Origin of the sequence: Limnohabitans rimovensis (SeqCode), from assembly GCF_965234775.1 — a bacterium.
Taxonomy (GTDB): Bacteria; Pseudomonadota; Gammaproteobacteria; order Burkholderiales; family Burkholderiaceae_C; genus Limnohabitans; species Limnohabitans rimovensis.
In genome coordinates this window covers 1-26,137 of the sequence record NZ_OZ248569.1, presented here as the reverse complement: position 1 = coordinate 26,137, position 26,137 = coordinate 1, and the positions used below count along the sequence as shown (strand labels likewise).

At 57.0% G+C, this 26,137-nt stretch carries 22 protein-coding genes; 20 read left to right on the top strand and 2 right to left on the bottom strand.

Features of this window, described 5'->3' with window-relative positions; translation table 11 throughout:
- Positions 1-78: 78 nt before the first annotated feature.
- From AC8GFZ_RS14115 to AC8GFZ_RS14040, 16 genes are all read left to right on the top strand, one after another.
- Positions 79-1,914 (top strand): glutamine--tRNA ligase/YqeY domain fusion protein, encoded by a 1,836-nt coding sequence (locus tag AC8GFZ_RS14115; RefSeq protein WP_506645552.1) that lies wholly within the window; start codon positions 79-81, stop codon positions 1,912-1,914.
- Between the two features lie 32 nt (positions 1,915-1,946).
- On the top strand, positions 1,947-2,228 hold the full coding sequence (locus tag AC8GFZ_RS14110) for a hypothetical protein (RefSeq protein WP_506645551.1): 282 nt from the start codon (positions 1,947-1,949) through the stop codon (positions 2,226-2,228).
- Positions 2,229-2,555: 327 nt separating this feature from the next.
- The gene (locus AC8GFZ_RS14105) at positions 2,556-4,046 is read left to right on the top strand and encodes a carotenoid oxygenase family protein (RefSeq protein ID WP_506645550.1); all 1,491 of its coding nucleotides are present in this window, start codon (positions 2,556-2,558) and stop codon (positions 4,044-4,046) included.
- A gap of 49 nt (positions 4,047-4,095) precedes the next feature.
- Positions 4,096-5,571, top strand: coding sequence for a carotenoid oxygenase family protein (locus AC8GFZ_RS14100; protein ID WP_506645549.1), 1,476 nt, complete (start codon positions 4,096-4,098; stop codon positions 5,569-5,571).
- Between the two features lie 111 nt (positions 5,572-5,682).
- Positions 5,683-7,383, top strand: coding sequence for a phenylacetic acid degradation protein PaaN (paaN, locus tag AC8GFZ_RS14095; protein ID WP_506645548.1), 1,701 nt, complete (start codon positions 5,683-5,685; stop codon positions 7,381-7,383).
- Complete coding sequence (locus tag AC8GFZ_RS14090; protein ID WP_506645547.1) at positions 7,380-8,354, top strand: NAD(P)H-dependent flavin oxidoreductase; 975 nt, start codon at positions 7,380-7,382, stop codon at positions 8,352-8,354. Before paaN ends, AC8GFZ_RS14090 begins: the two co-directional genes overlap by 4 nt.
- Entirely contained in the window at positions 8,351-9,589 is a 1,239-nt protein-coding gene (locus tag AC8GFZ_RS14085; RefSeq protein ID WP_506645546.1) for an acetyl-CoA acetyltransferase, read from the top strand. Before AC8GFZ_RS14090 ends, AC8GFZ_RS14085 begins: the two co-directional genes overlap by 4 nt.
- Complete coding sequence (locus AC8GFZ_RS14080) at positions 9,586-10,560, top strand: DUF1295 domain-containing protein (RefSeq protein ID WP_506645545.1); 975 nt, start codon at positions 9,586-9,588, stop codon at positions 10,558-10,560. The genes AC8GFZ_RS14085 and AC8GFZ_RS14080 overlap by 4 nt, the downstream gene beginning before the upstream one ends.
- Complete coding sequence (locus tag AC8GFZ_RS14075) at positions 10,557-11,756, top strand: acetyl-CoA C-acyltransferase (protein ID WP_506645544.1); 1,200 nt, start codon at positions 10,557-10,559, stop codon at positions 11,754-11,756. The genes AC8GFZ_RS14080 and AC8GFZ_RS14075 overlap by 4 nt, the downstream gene beginning before the upstream one ends.
- A 34-nt stretch (positions 11,757-11,790) precedes the next feature.
- Positions 11,791-12,732 carry a winged helix-turn-helix transcriptional regulator gene (locus AC8GFZ_RS14070; RefSeq protein WP_506645543.1) on the top strand — a complete coding sequence of 314 codons (942 nt, stop codon included), beginning with the start codon at positions 11,791-11,793 and terminating at the stop codon, positions 12,730-12,732.
- The gene (locus AC8GFZ_RS14065; protein WP_506645542.1) at positions 12,729-13,613 is read left to right on the top strand and encodes a branched-chain amino acid ABC transporter permease; all 885 of its coding nucleotides are present in this window, start codon (positions 12,729-12,731) and stop codon (positions 13,611-13,613) included. Before AC8GFZ_RS14070 ends, AC8GFZ_RS14065 begins: the two co-directional genes overlap by 4 nt.
- Positions 13,614-13,633: 20 nt before the next feature.
- Positions 13,634-14,710: a branched-chain amino acid ABC transporter permease gene (locus tag AC8GFZ_RS14060; protein ID WP_506645541.1), complete on the top strand. Its 1,077-nt coding sequence runs from the start codon at positions 13,634-13,636 to the stop codon at positions 14,708-14,710.
- Complete coding sequence (locus AC8GFZ_RS14055) at positions 14,707-15,486, top strand: ABC transporter ATP-binding protein (protein ID WP_506645540.1); 780 nt, start codon at positions 14,707-14,709, stop codon at positions 15,484-15,486. The genes AC8GFZ_RS14060 and AC8GFZ_RS14055 overlap by 4 nt, the downstream gene beginning before the upstream one ends.
- A 2-nt stretch (positions 15,487-15,488) precedes the next feature.
- Positions 15,489-16,265, top strand: a complete 777-nt coding sequence (locus AC8GFZ_RS14050) for an ABC transporter ATP-binding protein (RefSeq protein ID WP_506645539.1) — start codon at positions 15,489-15,491, stop codon at positions 16,263-16,265.
- A 29-nt stretch (positions 16,266-16,294) separates the two neighbouring features.
- Entirely contained in the window at positions 16,295-18,124 is a 1,830-nt protein-coding gene (locus tag AC8GFZ_RS14045) for an AMP-dependent synthetase/ligase (RefSeq protein WP_506645538.1), read from the top strand.
- Positions 18,125-18,197: 73 nt separating this feature from the next.
- Positions 18,198-19,370 carry an ABC transporter substrate-binding protein gene (locus tag AC8GFZ_RS14040; RefSeq protein ID WP_506645537.1) on the top strand — a complete coding sequence of 391 codons (1,173 nt, stop codon included), beginning with the start codon at positions 18,198-18,200 and terminating at the stop codon, positions 19,368-19,370.
- Between the two features lie 103 nt (positions 19,371-19,473).
- Here AC8GFZ_RS14040 and AC8GFZ_RS14035 read toward each other — a convergent pair whose 3' ends face one another.
- The gene (locus AC8GFZ_RS14035) at positions 19,474-20,388 is read right to left on the bottom strand and encodes a Bug family tripartite tricarboxylate transporter substrate binding protein (protein WP_506645536.1); all 915 of its coding nucleotides are present in this window, start codon (positions 20,386-20,388) and stop codon (positions 19,474-19,476) included.
- A gap of 247 nt (positions 20,389-20,635) precedes the next feature.
- Entirely contained in the window at positions 20,636-20,872 is a 237-nt protein-coding gene (locus AC8GFZ_RS14030; protein ID WP_506645535.1) for a hypothetical protein, read from the bottom strand.
- Between the two features lie 363 nt (positions 20,873-21,235).
- On the opposite strand from AC8GFZ_RS14030, the gene AC8GFZ_RS14025 reads away from it, so the two are divergent.
- The 4 genes from AC8GFZ_RS14025 (at position 21,236) to AC8GFZ_RS14010 (ending at position 25,575) form a co-directional block, all read left to right on the top strand.
- The gene (locus AC8GFZ_RS14025) at positions 21,236-21,889 is read left to right on the top strand and encodes an RraA family protein (protein ID WP_506645534.1); all 654 of its coding nucleotides are present in this window, start codon (positions 21,236-21,238) and stop codon (positions 21,887-21,889) included.
- A 26-nt stretch (positions 21,890-21,915) separates the two neighbouring features.
- On the top strand, positions 21,916-23,100 hold the full coding sequence (locus tag AC8GFZ_RS14020) for an alpha-hydroxy acid oxidase (protein WP_506645533.1): 1,185 nt from the start codon (positions 21,916-21,918) through the stop codon (positions 23,098-23,100).
- 103 nt (positions 23,101-23,203) lie between these two features.
- A complete protein-coding gene (locus AC8GFZ_RS14015; protein WP_506645532.1) occupies positions 23,204-24,598 on the top strand; it encodes an MmgE/PrpD family protein in 1,395 nt (464 codons plus the stop codon).
- A complete protein-coding gene (locus tag AC8GFZ_RS14010; protein ID WP_506645531.1) occupies positions 24,595-25,575 on the top strand; it encodes a Bug family tripartite tricarboxylate transporter substrate binding protein in 981 nt (326 codons plus the stop codon). The genes AC8GFZ_RS14015 and AC8GFZ_RS14010 overlap by 4 nt, the downstream gene beginning before the upstream one ends.
- The last annotated feature ends 562 nt before the right edge of the window (positions 25,576-26,137 follow it).

Genomic DNA, 26,137 nt, shown 5'->3' with positions numbered 1-26,137 from the left:
ACATGAATGATATATGGCATGATACATACCATCGTTTCCCCAGTCAACCACGACCTCACCCCCCCCTAAAATCCCCGCATGACCAAACCCGCCTCCCCTGCCACACCCGAAGAACACAAAGTCAGCAACTTTCTGCGCCAGATCATCGAAAACGATTTGGACAAAGGCACTTACGCCAAGCGCCGCTGGGCGGGCAGCCCTGGGGACGCGGCGCACCATGCCGCAGGCGCACCCGATATCGCCAAGATCCGCACCCGCTTTCCGCCTGAGCCCAATGGCTATTTGCATGTGGGCCACGCCAAAAGCATTTGCATCAACTTTGGCCTGGCGCAAGAGTACGAAGGCGTCTGCCACTTGCGCTTTGACGACACCAACCCCGAAAAAGAAGACACCGAATACGTCAACGCCATCATCGACGCGGTGAAGTGGCTGGGCTTTAGCTGGAGACAAGCGGGCAACGACGCGCCCTACCAAGCCAGCGACTATTTCGACTTCATGTACCGCGCAGCCGAGCATTTGATCGAAGCCGGTCACGCCTATGTGGACGAGCAAACGCCCGAGGAAATGCGCAACAACCGTGGTGACTTTGGCAAGCCCGGCATTAACAGCCCATTTCGCAGCCGCTCTCCCTCTGAGAACCTGTCCCGCTTTCGTGAAATGCGTGACGGCAAGCTGGATGACGGCGCTGCGGTGCTGCGTGCCAAGATCGACATGGCCTCGCCCAACATAAATATGCGCGACCCGGCCATCTACCGCATCCGCCGCGCCACCCACCACCACACCGGCGACAAGTGGTGCATCTACCCGATGTACACCTTTGCACATCCCATCGAAGACGCGCTGGAGCAAATCACCCACAGCATTTGCACGCTAGAGTTTGAGGACCAGCGCCCGTTTTACGACTGGCTGATGGAGCGCCTCTGCGAAGGTGGCTTGCTGGCTGCACCCTCACCCAAACAGTATGAATTTGCCCGCCTCAACCTCACCTACGTCATCACCAGCAAACGCAAGCTGGCGCAATTGGTGAACGAGAGCAAGGTGAGCGGCTGGGACGATCCGCGCATGCCCACCATCGTGGGGCTGCGCCGCCGCGGCTACACCCCCGAGAGCCTTCGCCTGTTTGCCGATCGCATCGGCGTGACCAAATCGGACAGCTGGATCGACTACAGCACCTTAGAGGGCTGCTTGCGCGAAGACTTGGAACTCAAAGCCCACCGCGCCATGGCGGTGCTCGACCCCATCAAACTGGTGCTGACCAATTGGGATGAAGCATTTGGCGCTGGCCATTTGGAGCCCTGCACCCTGCCCGCTTTGCCCCATCCGCCCGAAGGCCAGCCCGAGCCTGCTGCGCGGCAGTTCACCATCGGCAAAGAAGTGTGGATAGAGCGGGACGACTTCGCCGAAGTGCCGCCCAAGGGCTACAAGCGATTGAGCCCTCCGCAAAGCAATACCGATGGCGCGACCAGCGCAGGAGCGGTGGTGCGCCTCAAAGGTGGCTATGTGGTGGAGTGCACCGGTTTTGCCAAGGATGCGCAAGGTGTGGTGACCGAAGTTCACGCCAAGGTATTTCCTGAAACCAAAAGCGGCACGGCGGGGTCTGACAGCGTCAAAGCCAAGGGCGTGATCACCTGGGTGGGCGTGGCCGATGGCGTCAAAGCCGAAGTGCGCTTGTACGACCGCTTGTTCAGCGACCCGCAACCCGATGCAGGCGGCAAAGATTTCTTGGAAGCCCTCAACCCCCACAGCCTCAAAGTGGTTCAAGCCATCGTAGAGCCTTCCTTGCGCAAGGCCTTGCCCGATGACAAATTTCAGTTTGAACGCTTGGGTTACTTTGTGGCGGACCGGGTGGACCATTCGGCACAGCACCTGGTGTTCAATCAAGCGGTGGGATTGAAGGACAACTGGGGCAAGTGAGCCACATCACCACTCTTACTTTTTGAACATCCATGGAAACCCAACTGACCACCGCCCTGGACCAACTGCACCACGCGTTGGAACAACTGCGCGATGGGTCTTTGCAGACCCGAGACTTTTGTCACATGGCCAGGGCGCAAAAAGTATTGCTGGGCGCTTTGCCTGAGCGCTACCAAACCGTTTGGCTGGGCCTGATTGACAGGATGGAGTCCAGCGCTTTGTTCACCGAAGAGAGCTGCTCTTTCAGCCAAACCGAGTTGATCGACAGCTTGTCCATCTGGCTGGACAAGGCGCAGCGATTGCTGGAGACGTGAGTCCTTAGGGCATCATTGCGCGCTCAGGTGAAAGGGCGCGGCCACTTTGATGGGAATTGGCATCTCAATTTGAACCAATTCATTGGCCTACTTTGCTTAATTTTTGAGCAAGGTTGGCTCACTTCGCTAACGAAATCTCCTCTTGCGCAACCCAGGCGCATCCGGAACAGGGCCAAGGCCTGCCATTGAAAACAATCAGGATTGAGTGTGGGAAGTGCACCGAAAAGAATTCACTTCCATGGCTACTCATCCGCTCAAACCCCATTGCTTTCCTTGCTGAACTGACCTAATCTGGTTATCGGAGACAGCAATCAACTTGAGGACGAGATGAGCATCGACATTGTGAACACCCTCGCCAGCAACTTGGAACCGGGCGATCACCCCTATCTTCAAGGCGCCTGGACACCCTTGCTCGAAGAAGTCAACGCGACCGACCTGAAGGTTCTAGAAGGTTCCATTCCGCTGGACATCGATGGCGTCTATTTGCGCAACACCGAAAACCCGGTCTTGCAAGCCAAGGGCAAGTACCACCCCTTTGATGGAGACGGCATGCTGCACATGGCCGCTTTTAAAAATGGTCAGGTCAGCTACCGCAACCGCTTTATCAAGACCAAGGGCCTGCAAGCTGAACTCGAAGCCGGGCGCGCCCTGTGGGCGGGCCTGATGGAAGACCCCGCCCTGTCCGAACGCGCAGGCTGGGGCGCTCACGGCAGCCTCAAAGACTCCTCCAGCACCGATGTGGTCGTGCATGCCGGACGCGCCTTGACCACGTTTTACCAATGCGGTGAGGGTTATCGCCTGGACCCGCTGAGTCTGGAGCAGGAAGGCATTCCGCCCTGGTCGCCGCTGGACGGCATTTCGGCGCATTGCAAGGTGGACGAAAGCAATGGCGAATTGCTGTTTTTCAACTACTCCAAGCATGCGCCCTACATGCACTATGGCGTGGTCGACAAGCACGACAAGCTGGTGCATTACGTGCCCATTCCTTTGCCGGGTCCGCGCTTGCCGCACGACATGGCTTATACCGAAAACTACGCCATCCTCAACGACTTTCCCCTGTACTGGGACCCCGAGTTGCTGGCCCAAGGCAAGCATGTGGTGCGGTTTTTCAAAGACACGCCCTCTCGCATCGCCATCATTCCAAGGCGCGGTCAGACCAAAGACATCATCTGGTTTGAAGCCGCACCCACCTTTGTGCTGCACTGGCTAAATGCTTACGAAGAAGGCGACGAGATCGTGCTCGACGGCTATTTCCAGGACAACCCCATGCCGCGCAACTACGAAGGCGCTCCCGCGGGTTACGAGCGCATGATGTCGTATCTGGATCAGAAAAAAATGGGCTGCCACCTGCACCGCTGGCGCTTCAACCTGAAAACCGGCAAGACCACGGAAAAGCGTCTGGACGAGCGCATTTTGGAGTTCGGCATGTTCAACCAGCGCTACGCCACAAAACCTTACCGCTATGCCTACAGTGCCGTTCAAGTGCCCGGTTGGTTTTTGTTCCATGGTTATGTCAAACACGATTTGCAAACCGGCGACTCCTGGGCAATCCGCTTGCCCGAAGGCCAATACGCCAGTGAAGCACCCTTTGCCCCACGTGTGAATGCCAAGGACGAAGACGACGGCTACTTGGTGAGCTTCATCACCAACGAAAAAACCCAGCGTTCAGAAATCATCTTGATCGACGCCAAGAAGTTTGAGGCCGGCCCGGTTTGCCGCATTGAGTTGCCGCACAAACTGTGCAGCGGCACCCATGCCTGCTGGGCCAGCGGCGCTGATTTGGAGCGCGGCGGCTTGCTTTCCGGACAAGCACACTGATCCCTCGCCACCACCTTTCCCCGAAAAGCTCACTGATTTGGAGAACAACATGGGACTTGAAACCTTCGTTGAAACACCCCCCTACCTGATTGACAACCCGAATTTACAGGGGGGTTTTGCGCCGGTGGACAAGGAGTTGGAGGTCCAAGAATTTGAAGTCATCGGCGAAATCCCAAAAGACTTCAGCGGCATGTACGTGCGCAATGGACCTGTGCCACAGCACACCCCAAAAGGCAAATACCACTGGTATGACGGCGACGGCATGTTGCATGCGGTTCATTTTCAAAAAGGTCAGGTCTCTTACCGCAATCGCTGGGTCAACACCGACGGTCTGCAGGCCGACCAAGCGGCTGGTGAAAGCCTGGCACCTGGACTCAAACAACGCCTGCCCGAAGGCGCATTGCCTGACGATGCGCTCAAAAACACCTCCAACACCGATGTGAAATTTCACAACGGCAAATTGCTGTCCATGTGGTACCGCGGTGGCGCGGTCTACCAGGTCGATCCCTTGACGCTGCAAACTATTGGCAAGCTCGAGTCCGATCCACGCCTAAAGGGCCTGCAAATTTCGGCCCACTCACGCGTGGACGAGCGCACAGGCGAATACCTGTTTTTTGCCTATGGCAACCAACACCCTTACATGCACTATGGTGTGCTCAGCGCCACCGGCGAATTGAAAACCCTGGTTCCGGTTGAATTGCCGGGCCCCCGTTTGCCGCACGACATGGCCATCACGGCCAACTACAGCGTATTGCATGACTTCCCGCTGATCAACAACCCGGAGGCCTTGAAGGCCGGTCGTTACAGCCTGGAGTTTCACCCCGAGTGGAAATCGCGTTTTGCCGTCATTCCCAGACATGGCAGCGCGCAAGACATCCGCTGGTTTGAAGCCGACCCGCGCTACATGCTGCATGTGGCCAATGCCTGGGAGGAGATCAATGAAAAGGGTGAAACCGAAATCGTCATGCTGGGCACGCCTTACGCCATGCCCAAACAGTTTGACGGCAGCCTGGATGTCAAGCGCTTGCTGTTCACGATTGGCACCCAAGGGACCGAATACGAGTTCTACCAATGGCGCTTTAACCTGAGCACCGGCCAGACCCGCGAAAGCGTGGTGGACGACATCCTGAACACCGAGTTCCCGATGATCAACGCCTGGTACCAAGGCCACAAAAACCGCTATACCTACCATGTGCTGATGGGCCGTGCGCGCACCGTAGAGCAACCCCACTTTGCAGGATTGGCCAAGTACGACCTGGAAACCGGTAGCGCTGTGACTTACCACCCCGGCGAAGGTTACTGGTTCAGTGAGGCCCCATTTGCTCCCCGTGACAACCCGCAGTGCGAAGACGATGGTTACCTGATCGGCTTTGTCTGGAACGGCCTGAAAGACCGCTCAGAAGTCTGGATCATCGATGCACAACACGTCAGCAGTGGGCCAGTGGCGCGGGTCATCTTGCCGCAGCGTGTGCCGCATGGTTTTCACAGCACATGGGTGCGTGAGTCTCTCTTACCCACCCCCTGATGGCATGGCACCGCCAAAGAACACGGATGTCCGAACTCCCAATGCACAGGACTTGTTGGATGTCTGGAACCTGGTGCACTGGGCGTTTTGAAGACTGATTTGGAGACATGGATGACCCTCTTCGAAAAGCACCAGACCCGCTTTGAGCTTGCCCAGCAAGCCTGTGCCACGCGCCATTGCTGGAGCCCTTACCCGGACATGCCCGACAAATACCCCGAGGCAGCGCAGGCCAAAAGCGCAGGATTCGCGGCTTTTGAACAGCACCTGAAGAACGGGCGATTTGAGCTGGACCAACCCGGCATCACAAACTGGATCGGCGAAGAAATATCGCCCTATACCCAACAATCCTTGGGTGTGGTCTACCCGCAATCGGACATCAACACCTTGTTCGACGCCGCCGAAAATTCGATGGGCAGTTGGGCACAGTCCCCTTATATGCAGCGCATTGGCGTGTTGATGGAAGTGCTCGAAGTCTTGTACCGTGACCACCTGTTTGAAGTCTTGCACGCGGTCATGCACACCGCAGGGCAAAGCTACAACATGGCCTATGCCGGTTCGGGCGTGAACGCACTTGACCGCAGCATCGAAGCCCTGGTGTATGCCGAACAAGCCATGCGCTCGGTGGCACCTTCGGCCCACTGGTCCAGGCGCTTTGGCAGCTCTGAAATCCACTTGCAAAAAACCTACCGTCTGGTGCCCCGTGGGACGGCCGTGTGTTTTTCCTGCGCCAGTTTTCCCACCTGGAACGCGTGGCCGTCCATGATGGCGAGCCTGGCCACCGGCAACCCGGTGATCCTCAAACCCCACCCGGCCACCGTGTTGCCCATGGCCATCACGGTCAAGGCCTTTCGCCAGGTGCTGCAGGCCGCAGGCTTTGACCCCAACCTCGTGACCTTGGCCATCGACACCACCAGCGAGCCGATTGGCAAAGTGCTGATCAAACACCCCAAAACGGCCATCGTGGACTTCACCGGCAGTGTGCGTTTTGGCCAATGGGTGGAGCAAAACGCTCACCCCGCGTTGGCCTTCACCGAGACAGCAGGTTGCAACACCGTGGTGCTGGAATCGACGCAAGACCTCGACGCGGCTTTGCGCAATTTGGCCACCACCATGTGCCTGTTCAGCGCACAAATGTGCACCAGCCCGCAAAACATCTATATCCCCCAGTCGGGCGTGAACACGCCGCATGGCACGGTACCCTTCCATGAGGTCGCCCAACGCCTGGCCTCAGCCGTGCAAGCCTTGGCATCGGACCCGAAAAAAGCGTCCATGATTTTGGCCACCATCCAGTCGCCGCAAACCTTGGCTTTGCTGCAAGACCTGCAAGTCCAAGGCCAGCTGCGCGGCCAAGTGCTGCTGTCACCCCAGCCCTATGCGCACCCGGAATTTCCGGGCGCCCGAACCAGCACGCCACTCATGCTGCAAGTCAGCACGCGCGAGCGTGATCTGTATGCCCAAGAGCGTTTTGGCCCCATCAGTTTTGTCATCGCGTGTGAAGATGCACAGGATGCTCTGAAGCAAGCCACGCAAGACGCCCGAAGCCAAGGCGGTTTGACCGCATTTTTGTATTCCACGCGAGAAGACTTTATTGAACAGGCCGAACAAGCCTATGCCCGTGCAGGCGCCCAGCTGACCATCAACCTGGTGGGGGCGATGCCTTTGAACTTTGCAGCGGCCTACAGCGACTATCACGTCACGGGCCTGAACCCGGCGGGCAATGCGACGTTGACCAACCTGGCTTTTGTGGCCGGTCGGTTTGGCATTGTGCAGTCGCGTCGCCCGGTTGCGCAGGAAAGTGGTGAGACCGCATGAACCACCCACGCTTGCCCCTTCGACTGCCGGTATTTGCTGCGCCGATGTTTTTGATCTCGGGCCCCGAGATGGTCATGGCCGCTTGCAAGGCGGGCATTGTGGGGGCCTTTCCAACCCCCAATGCGCGCCCCATCGATAAACTCGACGAGTGGATGAAAGCCATCACCGAAGGCTTGGCGGCCGCCCGTGATGTGCAAGGAGCAGACACCGTGGGCCCCTGGTGTGCCAACCTCGTGACTCACTCGTCCAACACGCGTTTGGCGCAAGACCTGGCGTTGATCGCTCACTACAAACCGCCGGTGGTGGTCACGGCTTTGGGCAGCCCCAAACCCGCCATCGAGGTGGTGCATGGCTATGGCGGCCGGGTGTTCGCCGACGTCATCAACCTGACGCTGGCGCAAAAAGCGGTCAAGGCCGGGGCCGATGGCCTGGCGTGCGTCTCGGCAGGTGCAGGGGGCCACACCGGCTTTTTGTCACCGTTTGCTTTTGTCAGCGCCATCCGCGAATTTTTTGATGGCGAAGTGGTTCTGGGCGGCGGCATCAGCGATGGCTGGGGGATTGCTGGGGCCATCGCAGCAGGCGCAGATTATGTTTACATGGGCACGCGATTCATTCCTGCCACCGAAAGCATGGCGCCCGAGGCCTACAAACAAATGATCGTTGACAGCACGGTGGACGACCTGATCGTCAGCGCAGGGGTGACTGGCACATCGGCCAGTTGGCTCAAACCATCACTGCGACTGAACGGCCTGGACCCGGACAACATGCCCGATGCCCCGTCCCGCCAATACGACAGCAGCACTTCCTTTGCTGGCAAGAAATGGATGGACGTTTGGGCAGCAGGGCAAGGCCTGGGCACCATCCACCAAACCGCCCCCATGGCCAGCATCGTGGAGCAACTGGCCCTCGAATACACCACCGCCATGCAGCGCTTGCAAGCCCTGCCCTATCCCCACAGGAGTTTCCAATGAGCGCACCCGTTTACATTTTGGGCGGTTACCAGTCCGACTTTGCCAAGTCCTGGTCCCGCCAGGGTCAGGACATCTCTGACATGGTGCAAGAAGCCACGCAAGGCGTGCTGGACAACGCCAGACTGGACACCTCGGCCATCGAGAGCATCCATGTGGGCAATGCCTTTGGGGAACTGCAACGCCAGCAAGCCCACCTGGGCTCCATGGTGGCGCAAATGACCCCCGAACTCTGGGGTGTGCCGGCCATGCGCCATGAAGGTGCCTGCGCTTCATCGTCTCTGGGCGTGTTGGCGGGCATGGCTGAGATCGAAGCGGGCCGTTACGACTGTGTGCTGGTGATGGGCGTCGAGGAATTCAAGAACACCTCGGGCAATGTGGCCTCGGTCAACCAAAACGCTGCAGCCTGGCAAGGGCATGAAGACATAGATTGCACCTACATGTGGCCCGCCGCGTTTGGTTTGCTGGCACAAGAGTACGAACGCCGCTACGGGCTTGACCGCAAGCACCTGAACCGCATTGCCGAAATCAACTACGGCAATGCCAAACGCAACCCCCTGGCGCAAACCCGCGCTTGGCAATTCGATGCCCTGAGCTTCACCGATGACGACGAAGCCAACCCGATCATCGAGCCCGGCACACGCCGCCAGGACTGCGGCCAGATCACCGATGGGGCCTGCGCTGTGGTGTTGGCCTCTGCCTGTTTTACACAGGCCTATGCCCGCCAGCATGGCAAGTCGCTGGAGCGCATGGCGCGCATTGCAGGTTGGGGCCACCGCAACGCGGGTCTGCGACTGCGCGACAAAATTGAACGCAGCCAGGGCCAGCCCTATGTGTTCCCCCATGTGCGACAAACCATCGAAGACGCTTGGCGCCGTGCCGGTGTATCGGGCATTGACGCGATGAGCGGCATCGAAACCCACGACTGCTTCACCACCACCGAATACATGGCCATCGACCACCTGGGCCTGACCGCGCCAGGGCAAAGCTGGCAAGCGGTCGAAGATGGCTCAATCGCCCAGGGTGGTCGCTGCCCGGTCAACATGAGTGGCGGCCTGATCGGCTGCGGGCACCCGGTGGGCGCTACCGGCACACGCATGCTCTGGGACGCTGCTCGCCAAGTCACCGGACAAGCCCAGGCCTGTCAGATTGAAGGTGCCAAGCGGCTCCAAACCCTGAACATTGGCGGCTCCTGCGCCACGGTGGTGAGCTTTGTCGTCGAAGCAGGACAAGCATGATCGAAACCTTGTGGCAAGAGCACGCCATGGCGGTGCTGCTCCTCTGGGCTGCCATGGTCGCTGTGTGGTTGTGGGGCCTGCCGCGGGAAAACACCCGCTGGCTTGACCGGGCTTACCCCATATTGCCTTTGGCTGTCGCAGCGCTGGCTCTCAGCAGTGCAGGGGCCACGAATTTTCTGTTTACTTTTTTACAATTGGGTATCTGGCTTTGGGTCTGTCTCACCGTGGTCTGGGGCATCAGCTTGCTCAAGCGAGACGCCAGCATCATGGACATTGCCTACGGTGTGTTGTTGCTGGGCACCAGCTGGTGGCTCTATTTGCACCTCGGCGCACAAGCCCACGCTTCCAATGTCCTTTTGTTGACCATGACCAGCATCGGATTTGGGCGTTACACGCTGTACATCCTTTGGCGAAATTTACCGCACGGTGAAGACCCTCGCTATGCACGCTGGCGCCAGCGCTCTGGTGCACGTTGGTGGTGGTGGAGCTATTTTCAGGTTTTTTTGCTGCAAGGCGTGGTGATCTGGATTTGGACGGTTCCCTTGGTTTTTGGCATGCGCGCGCCCGGGGACATCGGCTTTTGGCACATCGCCGGCGCGCTGGTCTGGTGTGTGGGCTTCGTCTTTGAAGCCGGCAGTGATTGGCAACTGACACGCTTCAAACGCCAACGCACCGACCGCTCGCAACTGCTCGACACCGGCCTGTGGGCCTTGACACGCCACCCCAACTACTTCGGACAGACCTGCATGTGGTGGGGCTACGGGGTGTTTGCACTGGCACACCCCTGGGGATGGTTTTCGGTGCTGCCACTGGTGTATGTCACCTGGTTCATGAACAAGGGCTCTGCAACCGCGCTGATGGAGCGCCACATGGTCAAAACAAAACCTGGCTATGCCAACTATTGCGCCACAGTGCCTGCCTTTTTCCCGCGTCTGCCGAACCGCGCCCCTCAGACCAAGGACACCCCATGAGCCATCCCCTGATCATCGAGGCCTTGCGCAGCCCACGTGGCCGTGGCAATGACAAAGGGGCCCTGCGGCAGATCAAACCAGTCGACTTGCTGGCCCAGCAATTAACCGCCTTGGCCAAGCGCACCGGCCTGAATACTGCGCAGGTCAGCGACACCCTCATCGGCTGTGTGACCCAAACCGCAGACCAAGGTGCCAACATCGCCAAGTTGTCCCTGTTGCGTGCCGGCTGGCAAGACAGCGTGCCAGGCCTGAGCATCAACCGCTACTGCGCCTCAGGTCTGAGTGCTGTTCATCTGGCATCACAGCAGGCCATGGACAACGACAGCTTGGCCGTGGGCGGTGGTGTCGAAATGATGTCGCATGTGCCCATGGCCTCAGACCAAGGGCCGCTCACCCATGACTTTGACTTCCAGCAGCAAACCATGCTGGTGCCCATTGGCATCAGCGCCGACACCATTGCCACGCAAGAAGGTTTCGGCCGTGAACAATGCGATGCCTATGCCGTGGCCTCTCAGCAACGCGCAGTCGCCGCTTTGGCACAAGGGCGTTTTCGCTCGGTCGTGCCCGTTGTGGATGCTCAAGGCGTTTCCTTGCTGGCGCAAGACGAAACCCCCAGAGCGCAGACCACACTGGAGAGTCTGGCCGGGCTCAAACCCGCCTTTGCAGCCATGGCCGAAAAGTACGGGATTGACCGCCTGATGTGTCAGCGCTATGGCCTGGACCGGATTGATCATGTGCACCACGCAGGCAACTCGCCAGCCACGGCAGATGGTGCCTCCGTGGTGTTGCTGGCCAGTCCTGGTGCGGCGGCCAGGCTGGGACTCCAACCCAGGGCGCGCATCTTGGCCACAGCCTCCGTGGGTGTGGACCACACGCTGGCGTTGACCGGAGCGGTACAAGCGACACAAAAGGCTTTGTCAAAAGCAGGTCTGAAAATCCAGGACATTGATCTGTTTGAAGTGAATGAATCCTTCGCCTCACTGATGCTGCACTACATGAAGCACCTGGATGTTCCCCACAGCAAGCTCAATGTGAATGGCGGTGCCATAGCGCTGGGCCATGCGATGGGCTCCACGGGCAGTGCCCTCGTGGGCATGGCACTGGACGAACTGGAAGCCCGGCAAGCGCGCCGTGCCGTGATCAGCCTGTGCGGGGCCGCCGGCTTGGCTGTGGCCATGGTGGTGGAACGCGTCTGACACCTGATCAGCCAGCACTTCGCGCATCACACGCATGATCCACACCCCCGACCTCGAACTCACACAAGCTGCGCTGGCCAGCAGCACACTGAGCCACGGCCTGAAAGTCTTTGGAGACCGCTGGACAGTCCAAGTCATGTTGTCGGCTTTTTTGGGGATTCGACGGTTCGACGAGCTGCAAAACTTTTCCAACATTCCCCGCCCCACTTTGTCTGATCGCTTGCGCTCATTGGTGCAAATCGGGGTTATCAAGCCACGCCTGTACCAGGACAACCCACCGCGCCATGAATACCACCTGACCCGCAAAGGCCTGGGTTTGTACGACGCCACCCTGATGATTTGGGCCTGGGAGAAGAAATGGGGGAATCGCGCGCAAGACCTGCCGAAAAAACTTTTCCATCAACCATGCGAACACCACTTCAATCCAGCGCTGTGCTGCAAAGCCTGCGGTCAAACGATCAGCATGAAGGATCTGGACTACAGCCTTGTGCCCAACACCCGCTTGCGACATCAACCGCTGGAGGGGCTTCGCACCCCACGGATGTCCGTGCGGGAGGCCCGCGACATGAGCCTGGGTTTGCGCGTTGACCGCTGGAGTTTGTTGATCCTCACGGCGGTGGTGCTCGGCTGCCACTACTTTGACCAAATCACCCATGTGCTTGGCATCGGGCCCAAAGTCCTGTCGCGCCGACTCTCGGACATGGTCGAGTGTCACTTGCTCAGCTGCGAAACCGATGGACAGGATGCACGCCGCAGGCTGTACCGGCTGACCCCCAGCAGCCGAGATTTGTTTGGCTACATCGTCTGCCTCTCCAACTGGGCCAGTGAATCGCATTTGCACGAACACAGTTCGATTCGCCCACGCCATCGCGCCTGTCAACACCGCTTCTTCCCCATGGTGGCGTGCGATCACTGCCACCAGAACCTGAACCCCTGGGAAGTCTCATTCCCAACTTCCGATGGGAAAGCGCCATGAATGATTTTTGGCTAACCATTGCCCAACTGACCATCAACGGCATCGCCGTGGGGGCCATTTATGCGCTGGTGGCGCTGGGCATTGTGCTGATTTACAAAGCCACCGAAGTGCTTAACTTTGCCCACGGTGACTTGCTGGTGGTCTCGGCCTTCAGTGCCTGGGGCCTGATCACGGTGTGGGGCTTGCCGTTTTGGCTGGCCTTGATGATCACCGTGCTGGGCGTGGCCCTGTTTGCTTTTGCACTGGATGCCTTGGTCATTCGCCGCATTGCAGGCCAACCGCAATTTGCCGGTGTGATGCTGACCATTGCACTGGCCTTCATGATCCGGGGTGCGGTGAGCATGCTGTTTGGGCCTGAGTCACGCAACTACCCCACACCCTGGAGCCAGCAAAGCACGCAATTGGCAGGCCTGTCGATAGCCAACTTGCAATTGGTGATCCTGGGCGTGTCCATGATGGTGACCTTGGTCCTGTTCTTCTTTTTCCGCTTCACCCGGCTGGGTGTGGCCATGCAAGCGGCTTCACAAAACCAACTGGCCGCATACTTGAACGGCGTGCGCGTCAAGCGCGTGAACTCCATGGTCTGGGCGCTGGGGGGAGTCACGGCGGCATTTGCAGGCGTGCTGTTGGCGCCCATCACCTTGGTGGACATCAGTTTGTGGTTTGTCACCCTCAAAGCCTTGTCAGCCCTGGTGCTGGGCGGCTTTGGCAGCATTCCTGGGGCGATTGTGGGCGGTCTTCTGATTGGCCTGATTGAACAGTACGCCGGTGTCTACATGCCCGATGGCACCAAAGACATCGTGGCCTATCTGGTGCTCATTGCCGTTCTCATTGTGCGCCCCCATGGCTTGTTGGGAGAAGCCCATGGCCGACGCGTCTGAAACGAGAAAGAACCCCATCGATGCGTTTTGATTACCACACCCAATACCGCGAAGGCTTCGCCCTTTGGCGCAGCCCATTTGACCGCAACCTTTATGCCTTGCTGCTGCTGGGCTTGTGCACCCTGCCCTGGTTCATGACGCCCTTCATGCTCGGCGAGACGGCCTATGTGTTCATCTTGTGCGTGGCCAGCCTGGGCTTGATGTCGCTGACTGGACTGACCGGACAGGTGTCATTGGGACATGCCGCCTTCATCGCGATCGGGGCCTATGGCCACGCCTGGTTTTTGTCCAAAGGCGTTCCCTTGCCGCTTTCGATGGTGATGGCCGCAATGCTCAGCGCTGCGGCCGGTTTGCTGGTGGGCATTCCCGCCATCCGTGTCTCCGGTCTCTACCTGGCCATGGTGACGTTGGCCTTTGCCATCATCGTGGAGCAGATCATCGGCCATTGGAGCTCGGTGACAGGCGGTTTTACCGGCCTGGCTGTGAATGACCCAGTTTTTCTAGGCCTGTCGCTGAGCGGCCCCAAGGCTTTTTATTTTTTCTGTTTGTTCACGCTGGTGTTGGTGCTGGTGGCCTTGCTCAACATCTTGCGCTCGGGCATGGGCCGCGCCTTGATCGGCGTGCGTGAATCAGAAGCTGCCGCATACGCCTTGGGCATCCCGGTCGAGCGCATGAAGGCCGGCGCTTTTGCCTTGTCAGCGGGCATCACCGGCCTGGCTGGCAGTATGCTGGCCCATCACCTGAAATACCTCACGCCCGATGGCTTCACCTTGCTGCTGTCATTGGAGCTTGTGTTGATGGTCGTGATCGGGGGCCTTGGCAGTCTGCGCGGCGCAGTGCTGGGGGCCGTTCTCATCAGTTCACTGCCCACCGCCATCTCCCGCATCAAACCGTTTTTGCCCGATAGCGTGGCCAAACAGTTCGGGCTGGAAACCTTCATCTTTGGCTTGGTGCTGGCCCTTTTTGTGCTGTTTGAACCCATGGGGCTGAATGGCCGCTGGCTCAAGATCCGCAGCTTTCTGGAATCTTTTCCGATCTACCGAAAAGACACCTTCAAGCGCAACAAGCGCTACATGAAATCGGAGCGTTACCGTTGAAAACACCCAACGCCACCCCTCCAATGCTGACAGTGGACCAACTATCGCTCACTTTTGGCGGCGTGCAAGCCATTGCCGATCTGAGCCTGGAAGTCAGGCCCGGCGAAGTGCTGGCCGTGATCGGCCCCAACGGTGCGGGCAAAACATCGCTGCTCAATGCGGTCACTCGCGTGTTCGACCCCAGCGGCGGGCAAATCCACTTCAAGGGCCAGGACCTGACCCAAATGCAGCGCCACCAAATCGCCACCCTGGGCATTGCACGCACCTTCCAGAACATTGAGCTGTTTGAAGCTGCCACAGTGCTGGACAACCTGTTGCTCGGGCGCCATCGCTTCTTTCAGGGCCATTGGTGGCAACAAGTTTTGCGCACACCGGCCCTGACCCGACTCGAAGAGGCGGCCCATGCAGAAGTGGAAAAAATCATCGACTTTCTGGACCTCACGCCCTGGCGTCATGCATCCATCGCAGGCCTGCCTTACGGCGTGCGCAAAGTGGTGGAGCTCGGTCGTGCGCTGTGCGCCCAGCCTGAGCTCTTGTTTCTGGATGAGCCAGCCTCGGGACTGAACCCCGAAGAGACGCGTGAGTTGGCCTTCTGGATCGACGACATCCGCAGCGATCTGGGCATCACCGTGGTCATGGTGGAACACGACATGTCCCTGGTCAGTGCAGTGGCCGATCGGGTCATTTGCATGGCACAAGGTCGGGTATTGGCGCAAGGCAGTCCGACCGAAGTTCAAAGTCATCCAGCCGTCATTGCCGCTTATTTGGGAGCTTGAACATGGGTGCCTTGCTGGAAGTACGGAATCTGGAAACTTGGTATGGCCCGATTGCCGCCATGCAAGGGGTGAACCTGAAGGTGGAAAAAGGACAGATGGTCACAGTGCTGGGGGCCAATGGCGCGGGTAAAACCACCTTGCTCAACACCCTGGCCGGGGTGATCGACCCGTTCAAAGGCCAAGTCCTGCTGAGCAACCAGGTCATCCACGGCCTGGATGCCGATGAGGTGTGCCGACGGGGTTTGGTGCTGGTGCCCGAGGGTCGCCAAATCTACCCCTTCCTGAGTGTGCGGGAAAACCTGAACATGGGAGCCTACACACGGCGTGATGCCGAGGGCATTCGACAAGACATGGAGCGGGTTTTTCAATGGTTTCCGCGTTTACTGGAACGGGCGCAACAACACGCTGGCTTGTTGTCCGGAGGCGAGCAGCAGATGCTGGCCATCGGCCGCGCCTACATGGCGCAACCGCAACTGCTGATGCTCGATGAACCCTCGCTGGGTCTTTCCCCCCTGCTGACCAAAGAAATCTTCAACATCATCAGCCGCATCCGCCAAGAAACGGGCACAGCGGTGCTGGTGGTGGAACAAAACGCCGCCATTGCACTGGCGCATGCGGACTATGGCTACATCATGGAGCTGGGCCGCATCGTGGCAGCCGACAGCTGCGCCGTGTTAAGTCAAAAAGCCGATGTGCGCGAAGCCTATTTGGGCGGGCACAGCACCCAAGGTATCAGCGGCACTTCGCAACGTTGGAAACGCCGCAAAACCTGGCGCTGAAACCACACACCACGAACACCCCAGACACCATGAACGCTGCCGCCGCCATCTCCTATCTGGGCGAAGACACGCCCGCCAAAGTCTTTCGCCAGCGCTGTCGCACCTGGGCCGATCAACCGGCCTTGCGCCACAAGCAAAGGGGCCTGTGGCAAAGCACCACATGGGCCCAATACTTTGCCCGCACGCGGGCTACCGGCTTGGCCATGCAAGCGCTGGGGCTTGAACGGGGTCAAGTGGTTTGTGTTCTGGCTGAAAACCGACCCGAATGGCTCTACGTCGACATGGGCGCCCAATGCATGGGCCTGGTCGGCAACGGCGTCTACCCCACCTCGTCGGCGGGTCAGCTGCAACACATCCTGATGGACTCGGGCAGCCGCTTGCTGTTTGTTGAAAATCAGGAGCAGCTCGACAAGGCTCTGGAAATTCGCACCCAATGCCCACAGTTGCAGCGCATTGTGGTGATGGACCGTGAAGGCTTGCGCGGCTTTTCCGATTCAGATGTGGAATTTTTTGATGAATTCCTGGCACGCGGCCATGCTTTGGCCGAAACCCGCCAAGCCCTTTTTGACGCCTCGATCGACAACACCCAAGCCGAAGACCTGGCTTTTTTGGTCTACACCTCGGGCACCACCGGGGCACCCAAGGGGGCCATGACCCTCAACCGCAACCTGGTCTTTCAACTGAGCCTGGCCACCGAATACCTGGACATCCAGCCGGGTGACAAATCCGTGTCCTTTCTGCCGCTTTGCCACATCGCCGAGCGCATGTCTTCTGTCTACAACCCTTTGGCCTTGGGGCTGGTGGTCCACTTTCCAGAAAACTCTGGCACGGTGTTCAACGACATGCGTGAGGTGGCCCCGCATTTGGTGTTTGCACCGCCCCGATTCTGGGAAAAAATGTATTCCCAAATCGACTTGTTCATGCGCGACGCCATCGCCCCGGCCCGCTGGACTTACCACACCACGCGCGCCATGGGCGCAGCCAGGGTCGAGGCCCAGCTGCAGGGACAAGCCACCAGCCCACCCAGCCTTTTGCTCAAAATCATGCAGTGGCTGGCCATGCGCAATGTCCGCATTTTTTTGGGTTTGCAAAACGTCAAAAGCGCACTCACCGGTGCCGCGCCTGTCCCCCCAGATTTGATCCGCTGGTATTTGGGCTGCGGTATCGAACTGCGCGAAGCCTTTGGCATGACGGAAACCACCGGCTTTTGCACCGCTACGCCCAAAGGTGCGATTCGCCTGGGCTGGGCGGGCATCAAAGCCCCGGGCACCGAGCTTCGCATTGGCAAAGACAACGAGGTTTTGGTGCGTGGCCCCAATGTGTTTGGCGGTTACTGGAACATGCCCGATAAAACCCGCGAAACTCTGGACGATGAGGGCTGGCTGCACACTGGCGACTGCGGCGAAATAAATGCCGAGGGTTACCTGGCCATTCGCGACCGCATCAAGGACATTTTGATCACCTCAGGTGGCAAGAACATCACCCCCAGCCACATTGAAAGCCTGCTCAAGTTCAGCCCCTACATCACCGATGCCGTGGTCATTGGCGATGGCCGCAAATACCTCACTTGCTTGGTCATGATCGACCAAGAACATGTGGCTCGTCATGCCCAAGAACACCAAGTGCCCTACACCGACTTTGGCAGCCTCACGCGAGCCCCCGAAGTGGTCGCCCTGATCCACAGCGAAATCGAACGCATCAACCCGCAACTGGCACGGGTCGAGCAAATCAAGTCTTTCAAAATCATCTCGGAACTGCTCACCGCCGAAGACGAAGAGCTCACCCCGACCATGAAACTCAAACGCAAAGTCATCGCCACCAAATATGCGGCGTTGATTGACAGCATGTACCCAAACTGAAGTGGCCGCTCAGGGTAAGCACGCATGCGTAAACCAGGCCTAGAGACTATCTTTTAAACATCAGGAGACCACCATGAAATTCAACCGAAGACTTCTCATCCTCGCCACCACCGGCATGCTGGCCAGTGGGGTACAAGCTCAAACCACCCAAGGGGTGAGCGACAACGAAATCGTGATTGGCACCCACATCGACTTGTCAGGCCCAGCCGCCCCCGGCATGCCCATGCTGCGAAACGGCATGCAGCTGCGCATTGACGAACTCAACGCCGCCGGTGGGGTCCACGGGCGCAAGATCAAACTCATTGTGGAAGACAACGGCAGCCAGCCTCAACTGGCCGTTCGGGCCGTGCAAAAGCTGATCAAAAGCGACAGCGTCTTTGCCATCGTCAACCCCTTTGGCTCCGGGCCCAATGCAGCCACAGTCAAACTGGCCAATGATGCAGGCGTCATGGTCTTCGCCCCATGGGGTGCATCGGGCATCATTCAAAAGGTCAGTGGCAACAGCCCGCTGCTGTTCACCACCGTCATGAACTACGACACCACCACCGCCTCGGCGCTGAGCTGGGCCGTGAACAACTGGAAAACCCAAAAAGTCGGCGTCATTTACCAAGAAGGCCCATTTGGTGATCTGGTGCGTGGCGGAGTCACCCAAGCACTCAAAGCCGGTGGATTCACCATCGCGGCAGAAGCGGCCTACAAAGTGGGTGACATCGATTTTTCATCCCAAGTGGCCAAGATGAAGGCGGCCAATGTCGACCTGATCGTGGCTGGCACCGTGGTGCGTGAAACCCTGGGCGTCATGAGCGAAGTGAAAAAGCTCAACTGGTCGCAAGTCAAGGTATTGACCACCATTCCAGGTCGCTCCAGCATCGTCGCCAGATTGGGCAAAGACAGTGTGGAAGGTCTTTATGGCATCGGTGGCTGGAAACTCCACGAGGCCGACAGCAGTGATGCGGTGGCCAAGAAATTCATGGCCGACTTCAAAATCAAGTTCAACATGGACGCCGATGAGAACGCAGCCAATGCTTACTCATACACATCCTGGTTCATTGCGGGCCTGCAAGCTGCCGGGCGCAATCTGACCTCGGCTGGTTTGGCCAAGGCCATGCCCGCTGTGGCCCATCAGGACTTCACCACCTTCACGCGCCAAAGCTTCACCAACAACCACGTCGGCCCGGAGATGGTCTCCATTGACCAGATCAAAGGCGGCAAGTGGGTTCAGGTTGCTGCACCCGGCAGCAAATAGCCCTTTCCACAGGGGGCGCTCTGAGGCGACCCCCTGGCTTATAAAACCACAGTCTTTACCCCCATAGGCGTGGCATAGAAATCGATTGGATTTCGCCAAAGCTTTATTGGATCGTGATGTTGGCACTCTTAATGGTGTTGGCCCAGCCGGCAGTCTCTGCACGAACCAAGTCTTGCAGGGCAGCAGGGGGAAGGAATCGTATTTCCAGCCCCGCCGCCTTTGCCTTAGAGATCACATCCGGAGTCTCGACCGACGCTTTCACGGCCGCAGCCAGTCGATTGACGACGTCGACCGGGGTTGCAGCTGGGGCAAATATGGCGACCCACCCCTCGAGTTCAAACCCAGGCAGACCAGCCTCAGCGGTGGTCGGAACCTGCGGTAGACCGGGATGGCGAGACTTTCCAGTCACTGCAATGCCCTTGAGCTTACCGGCTTGGATGTGCTGCATCACCGAAGGCGGTGTGGTGATGAACAGCTGCACCTGACCAGAGAGCATGTCCTGAATGGCCGGACCAGAGCCTCTGTACGGCACATGCACGATGCTGGTCGCGGTCTGGGCCTTGAAGATCTCGGTGCCCACATGGGCCAACGAGCCCGAGCCCTGTGAAGCATAGGACACCTTGTCAGGGTTGACCTTGAGGTAGGCAATCAACTCCCCCAATGTATTGGCGGGTATCGAAGGATGCACCGCAATCACGTTGGTGGCGACGGCGGCCATGGCGATGGGCACAAAGTCGCTCTGCGCCCAGCCCGGCTTGGGAAACAGCGAGGGATTACCCAGATGGAAAGCGGAGTAGGACGTCAGCAAGGTATAGCCATCACCCGTCGCCCGTGCAGCGTGGCTGTAGCCGATATTGCCACTGGCACCACCACGGTTATCAATGACAACGGGTTGGCCCAACTGACGCGACATGGCCTCACCCAAAAGCCGACCGGTCGCATCCACCACGCCGCCAGGTGGCGCAGGCACCACCAAGGTAATGGGCTTATTGGGGAACGTTTGCGCAGAAGTTGACATGTTGAATGCCAACAACATCAACGCGGCCAGGCAATGACCTATAGCTCGAGGGTTCATACAAAAGCCCTTATGACGAATGGTCGTGAAAATCTCAACGGAGTGCGAATCAGAGATGCTTTACCCAGAGATCGCTGTGAAATGTAGCGCTGGTGCCCAGCAATGGATGACGATAGGCGTCTTCTCGGCCCTATGGTCAGATTTCAACATGAGCGAAAGAAGATAAGTCACTTCTCAAAGCTGCCGGCCTTCAGATGCCCAGAATTTTTTTGGCTTCGGCCAGTGCTTTCATCGACTCGGTGTGTTTGCCTTCTTTGTGCAACTTTTCGCCCTCTTCTCTCAAAGCTTTGACTTTGGACATTTCTACAGCAGGCAATGCAGTCGTCGGAACTTTTGCGTCGATGGCACGCATTTCACCAGGACAGCCATGCGCCATAGAAAAACTCGCAAAACACATGACCATTGAACCCAAAAAAAGTTGTTTCATAAATGTTTCCAAAAGTTGAAAGAACAGTTTATTTCAACTGGCCTGAACGCATACCCATGCACCGGTTTTTGCCCACAACATAGGCTGGGGAATTTACTTTTCAGGTAACCCTTTTTATCGGCTCATACAGCGTGTGGTTTCAACAAGCCATCACTTATCTAGGCACAGGGACTTGGCAGCGGTGATTTAGTGCCGTCTTTCAAAGCTATCAGCCACAGACAAACCGGCTCTGATTTAAATGGCTTGGAGAAAATCATCCAATGCTTTTTGCACAACCAACAGCCCAAATCAGTTTGACAAAAATCGAATTCTGCAATCAAATGATCCGCCATTGGTCGTTGAAAAGCCGCAGAAAGTGTTCATATGATTAAAGAAATACCCAATCTCCAAACACAAGCCATACACCGACCAGATCCACAGTTGGTGGAGAAATTGCGAGGTACCCCGACTGGATTTTTAGTAGACGCCATGGGTGGCTCGGGGGCATTGGATTACCGCATTCATCCAACCATTGCCGAACAGTATGCGTTCTGCGGCGTTGCATTGACATGTCATGCGGGCCCAGCAGACAACCTGGCCTTGGTGTGTGCCTTGGAGCATGTTGAGCCTGGAGATGTGTTGGTTGTCGGCACTGATGGTTTTACAGGGTGTGCCGTCACAGGGGATTTGGTGCTCGGCATGGCCAAAAATTCAGGTGCCGTCGGCTTTGTCACAGATGGATGCGTGCGTGATATGGTTGGCTTAAAGTCTGTCGGACTGCCAGCTTGGTCAATGGGCGTGACACCGAACTCTCCCCACCGCAATGGACCTGGCACGATCGGTATGCCTGTGAACATTGCTGGTCATGTTGTGCGCAGTGGTGACATTGTTGTCGCAGATCTAGATGGCGTGGTCATCATTCCTACAGAAGCGCTGGCATCTGTGCTTGCCAAGCTACCCGGAATTCGTGCTGCCGAGATGGCAGCCGATGAATCTGTACGCCAGGGTGCGCGCTTGCCTGACTTTTTGAAAACCTAAAGCGCTACTCATTATTCATTTATCCAATGAACCACCACTTGAAACGTGACGGATACAGCGTTTCGGCTCTGCGCCGCATGGCGCAAAAACGCTTACCTCGACCCATTTTCGACTTCATTGATGGTGGCGCTGAAGACGAAGACACATTGCGCCAAAATGAGTCCGCTTTTCAAGCATGGGATGTGCTTCCCCAACCATTGAATGGCGCAGCTGAGCGGGATATCTCTGCATCTTTATTTGGTCATACATTGCAAAGTCCCTTGCTGCTTGGCCCCACCGGGCTTGCTGGCTTATTTTGGCCTCAAGGAGAAATTGAGAGTGCAAAGGCAGCAGCAGCGAAGGGCACTGTTTATTGCCTGAGTCATGGCTCTGTGTGCACGATGGAGCAATTGGCCCAGTCACACCATGGTTTGAAATGGATGCAGGTTTTTATCTATAAAGACAGAGGTTTCACCCGCGAACTGGCCACTCGCGCACAAAACAGTGGCTACGATGCCTTGGTATTGACCATTGACAATCAAATGATCGGTAAACGTGAACGCGACTTGGTCAACGGGTTCACCATTCCGCCTCGATTTGATTTCGCCCAGATGCTGGCGTTTGCCCAAAAGCCTGCATGGTGGTGGTCCATGCGCCATGATTTATCCAAAGTCACCTTTGGAAATTATGTTCAATCGAATGCGCCTGAATCTGTTGCCGCACTGGCGGCCCGCATGGGTGCTTTGTTAGACCCCGGTATGTCCTGGCATGATGTGGTCATGTTGCGCGACCACTGGAAAGGCCGACTGATTTTGAAAGGCGTTCTTCATCCCCATGAAGCAGTTGAGGCTGTCAAGCACGGAGTCGATGCCATCATGGTCTCCAACCATGGAGGTAGACAACTCAACGGCGCCATGGCCAGTGTGCGCGCCCTGCCCGCCATTGTTCAAGCCGTCAACGGTTCCGTTCCGGTGTTACTGGATGGCGGCATACGTCGGGGTAGCGATGTATTCAAAGCAATTGCTTTGGGTGCCACGGCGGTGTTGGTGGGACGCCCCCATTTGTGGGGCCTATCGGTCGCTGGGCAAGAAGGTGTGGAGTGGGTTGTGGATTTATTGACCAACGAGCTTGATCGCGTTATGGGCTTAGCTGGTGCGAAAAATCTCAAAGCAATTCGAGACGGCGACTTTCTAAGACCAGGACATTTGTTCGAGCCGGATTCGAGCCAATAAAAAAGCTGCCTTGACCTGCCCCATTCGGCATACCAACCATGAGTTGGAAGTCCGGTATATCAATCCGATCAACGCCATGGCTTGTTGTGATCCAATCTAAGCGATGCAGACCTTTTCCGCTCAAGACAATACCTTGCAGACTTTGGCAAGTTTTGTCGTCGCCCAAAAGCAGGTTGACTTATCGGAAGCCGAGTTCGTCGATGGCCGACGCCGGCTGGTGGACACTTTGGGCTGTGGATTGGCCGCCTTTCATCAACCGCCCTGTGTACAAGCTCGGCACTTGGCATTGCAAGAGGGTGCTGGTGGTGTCGCCAGTTTATTGGGCACCCGTCTGCGCACGACCGCCGCGCTTGCTGCCTTCGCCAATGGCTGGATGGTGCGCTATTTGGATGGCGCAGACACGTATCCCGGTGGTGGTGGACATCCCAGTGACTGTTGGGCCGGATTATTGGCAGTGGCAGAGGTCAGAAGTCTGGATGTCAACACATTGTTGATGGCTGCAAGAGTGGCCTATAGCGTCTTTCACAATCTGTTCGTATCGGCTCAGTTGCGCGATCAAGGCATCGACAACAGTTTTTACGTCACGCTGGGAACTGCGGCCGGTTGTGCTTTTCTAATGGACCTGGACCAAGCACAAACAGCCCACGCCCTGTCATTGGCTGTCGTACCGAATGTTTCTTTGGGGGTGGCCAGAACCGGGGCGCTGTCTATGTGGAAAGCAGGCGCTTCGGCCAATGCCAGTCGCAACGGCGTGTTTGCCGCGCAACTTGCAGCGGCAGGCCTTCAAGGTCCGGCAATGCCCATTGAAGGGATTCGTGGCCTATGGGATTTGACAAGGTCTTTCACGCTGGAGCCCTTCGATCAGAAAGGTTCGATGCCGCGCATGCAGTTGGCGCACATGAAACAATTTTTGTGTGATTATCATTCTCAAACTCCTATTCTTGCTGCGATGCAATTGCACCAGGAACTCCATGGCGAGTCCATCGAATCCGTCGTCGTGCACACCTATGGGTTTGCACACAGTGAAGTTGCAAGTGATCCTGAAAAATGGACCCCTCAGAACAGGGAAACGGCCGACCACAGCATGCCTTGGATTGTGGCGGGCGTGTTGCTGCATGGCCATTTCGGCGAACACCTTTTCAGCCCCGAACAATTGCAAGATGCTCAGCACCTTTCATTGACCCAAAAAATCAAGGTGCTGGAAGACCCGGAATTGAGCCTGCGCTTTCCCAACGAAATCCCCTGCCGCATATCGGTCGAGACCACCGCCGGACGTCGATTGCAAGTGCAAGTGGATTTGCCCGTGGGACATCCTCGACACCCCATGACAGATGAATCGCTCAAAAATAAGTTTTTAACATTGACTACCCCAGTCCTGGCTGAACATGCGCAAAGTGCTTTCGAAGCCATTTGGCAAATAATGCCCAGTCAATCCGTTCGGTCATTGTTGCAAAGCGTGGCCTTCCCAAATTCTTCAACCATGGCGAGGTCAGCATGAGCACTTTTCAAATACGATTCTTTCAGCAATGGATTGTTCTGCCTTTAGCCATGTGGCTGGCCAGTTCAACCGCCTGGGCTCAGACCTATCCCGAGAAAACAATTACCTTGGTGGTTCCCTTTGCAGCAGGCAGTGGCACCGATGCAGTGGCGCGGCAAGTCGCGCAAAAATTATCGGAACGTCTCAAACAAGCCGTGGTGGTCGATAACCGGGCAGGCGCGAATGCCCAAATTGGCGTGGAGTACGCGGCCAAAGCAGCACCCGACGGTTACACCCTGTTGCTGACCACTGCCACCTCGCATTCGGCCAACCCCTTCCTGTACAAAAGTTTGCGCTACGATCCACTCAAAGATTTCACACCCATTGCACGCGTGGGCATCATGCCGTTTGTGATGGTGGTCAAACCCAGTCTGCCCGTTCGCAACATGGCTGAATTTGTGGCTTATGCGAAGCAAAATCCTGGCAAAGTGTCCTTTGCATCTCCCAACGGTACATCGCTGCTGGCATCGGAGGCTTTGGCAAAGATGGCCCAGTTGGATTTGATCAACGTAGCCTACAAGTCAGCGCCGCAAGCAATGACCGATTTGTTGGCCGGTCACCTCGACTTTTATGTCGTCGATTTCACTTTGGCCTTGCCCCAAATTCGTGCTGGCAAAGTCCGTCCGCTGGGGCTGGCAAACAACAGAAATTCACAGTTATTACCCGATGTGCCACCCTTGGCACAAGCCATCCCTGGTTTTGACTTGCACGCCTGGAATGGCATTTTTGGTCCCGCCGGCATGCCCAAAGCGGTAGCAGATCGCCTGTCACAAGAAATTCAAGCGGTGTTGGCCGATCCCGACACGCAAAGCAAACTCAACGGTATTGGCTTTGACATTCTGCCGACCCGCTCACCCGATGAATTCAAAAGCTACGTCAGTGACCAACTGGCCGACTGGGGCCGAATGATCAAAATCGCACGGATTCAACCTGAGTAAGTCACTTGGCTATTTTTGATGAAATGACAAATTATTGAGGGCAGACCCTTAGCCCTACTTCGCGATTATCAAGCCCACTGTTGAATGTGGTTTCAATTTCTATGAGGTTAAATGGGTTGAGTAAAAGCTGAGATAACGGGCTTTCAATATTGAGTGCCCGCGTGTTATGCATACGCCTCAAATCCAATTTGGTCAGAAGATTGAAGCTTCCAGGACTCACAAGCATTAGAAGCCTTGACCTCAGGAAAGTGTTGCATCTGCTGTAACTTTCGCATGAACAAAGTACTGTTGAAATATCTGATGCCACATCTCAGCCCAGTTGAAGATGTTTCAGAGGGCAAGATATAACTGCAACTGCTGCACATGGGATTTGAGACTGGCTTGGTGGGGAATTGATCCATTTCTAAGAAAGGCAAATACCTTCAAATTGGTTTTGTAAATTTTTGGTGCACGAAATCGACTTTTTTGAATTGCAGAATAGATACAGCAATTTTCATGACAACATTTCCAAGCTTGCACGGCACCTTATTGGTGCTCGAAACGCTGGTTCTACACCATAAAT

Bases quoted from the DNA above. Each gene is read 5' to 3' on its own strand.
- AC8GFZ_RS14035 (WP_506645536.1), bottom strand. From the start codon at position 20,388: ATGTCAACTTCTGCGCAAACGTTCCCCAATAAGCCCATTACCTTGGTG.
- AC8GFZ_RS14040 (WP_506645537.1), top strand. From the start codon at position 18,198: ATGAAATTCAACCGAAGACTTCTCATCCTCGCCACCACCGGCATGCTG.
- AC8GFZ_RS14080 (WP_506645545.1), top strand. From the start codon at position 9,586: ATGATCGAAACCTTGTGGCAAGAGCACGCCATGGCGGTGCTGCTCCTC.
- AC8GFZ_RS14025 (WP_506645534.1), top strand. From the start codon at position 21,236: ATGATTAAAGAAATACCCAATCTCCAAACACAAGCCATACACCGACCA.
- AC8GFZ_RS14110 (WP_506645551.1), top strand. From the start codon at position 1,947: ATGGAAACCCAACTGACCACCGCCCTGGACCAACTGCACCACGCGTTG.
- paaN (WP_506645548.1), top strand. From the start codon at position 5,683: ATGACCCTCTTCGAAAAGCACCAGACCCGCTTTGAGCTTGCCCAGCAA.
- AC8GFZ_RS14090 (WP_506645547.1), top strand. From the start codon at position 7,380: ATGAACCACCCACGCTTGCCCCTTCGACTGCCGGTATTTGCTGCGCCG.
- AC8GFZ_RS14070 (WP_506645543.1), top strand. From the start codon at position 11,791: ATGATCCACACCCCCGACCTCGAACTCACACAAGCTGCGCTGGCCAGC.
- AC8GFZ_RS14045 (WP_506645538.1), top strand. From the start codon at position 16,295: ATGAACGCTGCCGCCGCCATCTCCTATCTGGGCGAAGACACGCCCGCC.
- AC8GFZ_RS14115 (WP_506645552.1), top strand. From the start codon at position 79: ATGACCAAACCCGCCTCCCCTGCCACACCCGAAGAACACAAAGTCAGC.
- AC8GFZ_RS14010 (WP_506645531.1), top strand. From the start codon at position 24,595: ATGAGCACTTTTCAAATACGATTCTTTCAGCAATGGATTGTTCTGCCT.
- AC8GFZ_RS14050 (WP_506645539.1), top strand. From the start codon at position 15,489: ATGGGTGCCTTGCTGGAAGTACGGAATCTGGAAACTTGGTATGGCCCG.
- AC8GFZ_RS14100 (WP_506645549.1), top strand. From the start codon at position 4,096: ATGGGACTTGAAACCTTCGTTGAAACACCCCCCTACCTGATTGACAAC.
- AC8GFZ_RS14085 (WP_506645546.1), top strand. From the start codon at position 8,351: ATGAGCGCACCCGTTTACATTTTGGGCGGTTACCAGTCCGACTTTGCC.
- AC8GFZ_RS14075 (WP_506645544.1), top strand. From the start codon at position 10,557: ATGAGCCATCCCCTGATCATCGAGGCCTTGCGCAGCCCACGTGGCCGT.
- AC8GFZ_RS14065 (WP_506645542.1), top strand. From the start codon at position 12,729: ATGAATGATTTTTGGCTAACCATTGCCCAACTGACCATCAACGGCATC.
- AC8GFZ_RS14015 (WP_506645532.1), top strand. From the start codon at position 23,204: ATGCAGACCTTTTCCGCTCAAGACAATACCTTGCAGACTTTGGCAAGT.
- AC8GFZ_RS14030 (WP_506645535.1), bottom strand. From the start codon at position 20,872: ATGAAACAACTTTTTTTGGGTTCAATGGTCATGTGTTTTGCGAGTTTT.
- AC8GFZ_RS14060 (WP_506645541.1), top strand. From the start codon at position 13,634: ATGCGTTTTGATTACCACACCCAATACCGCGAAGGCTTCGCCCTTTGG.
- AC8GFZ_RS14105 (WP_506645550.1), top strand. From the start codon at position 2,556: ATGAGCATCGACATTGTGAACACCCTCGCCAGCAACTTGGAACCGGGC.
- AC8GFZ_RS14020 (WP_506645533.1), top strand. From the start codon at position 21,916: ATGAACCACCACTTGAAACGTGACGGATACAGCGTTTCGGCTCTGCGC.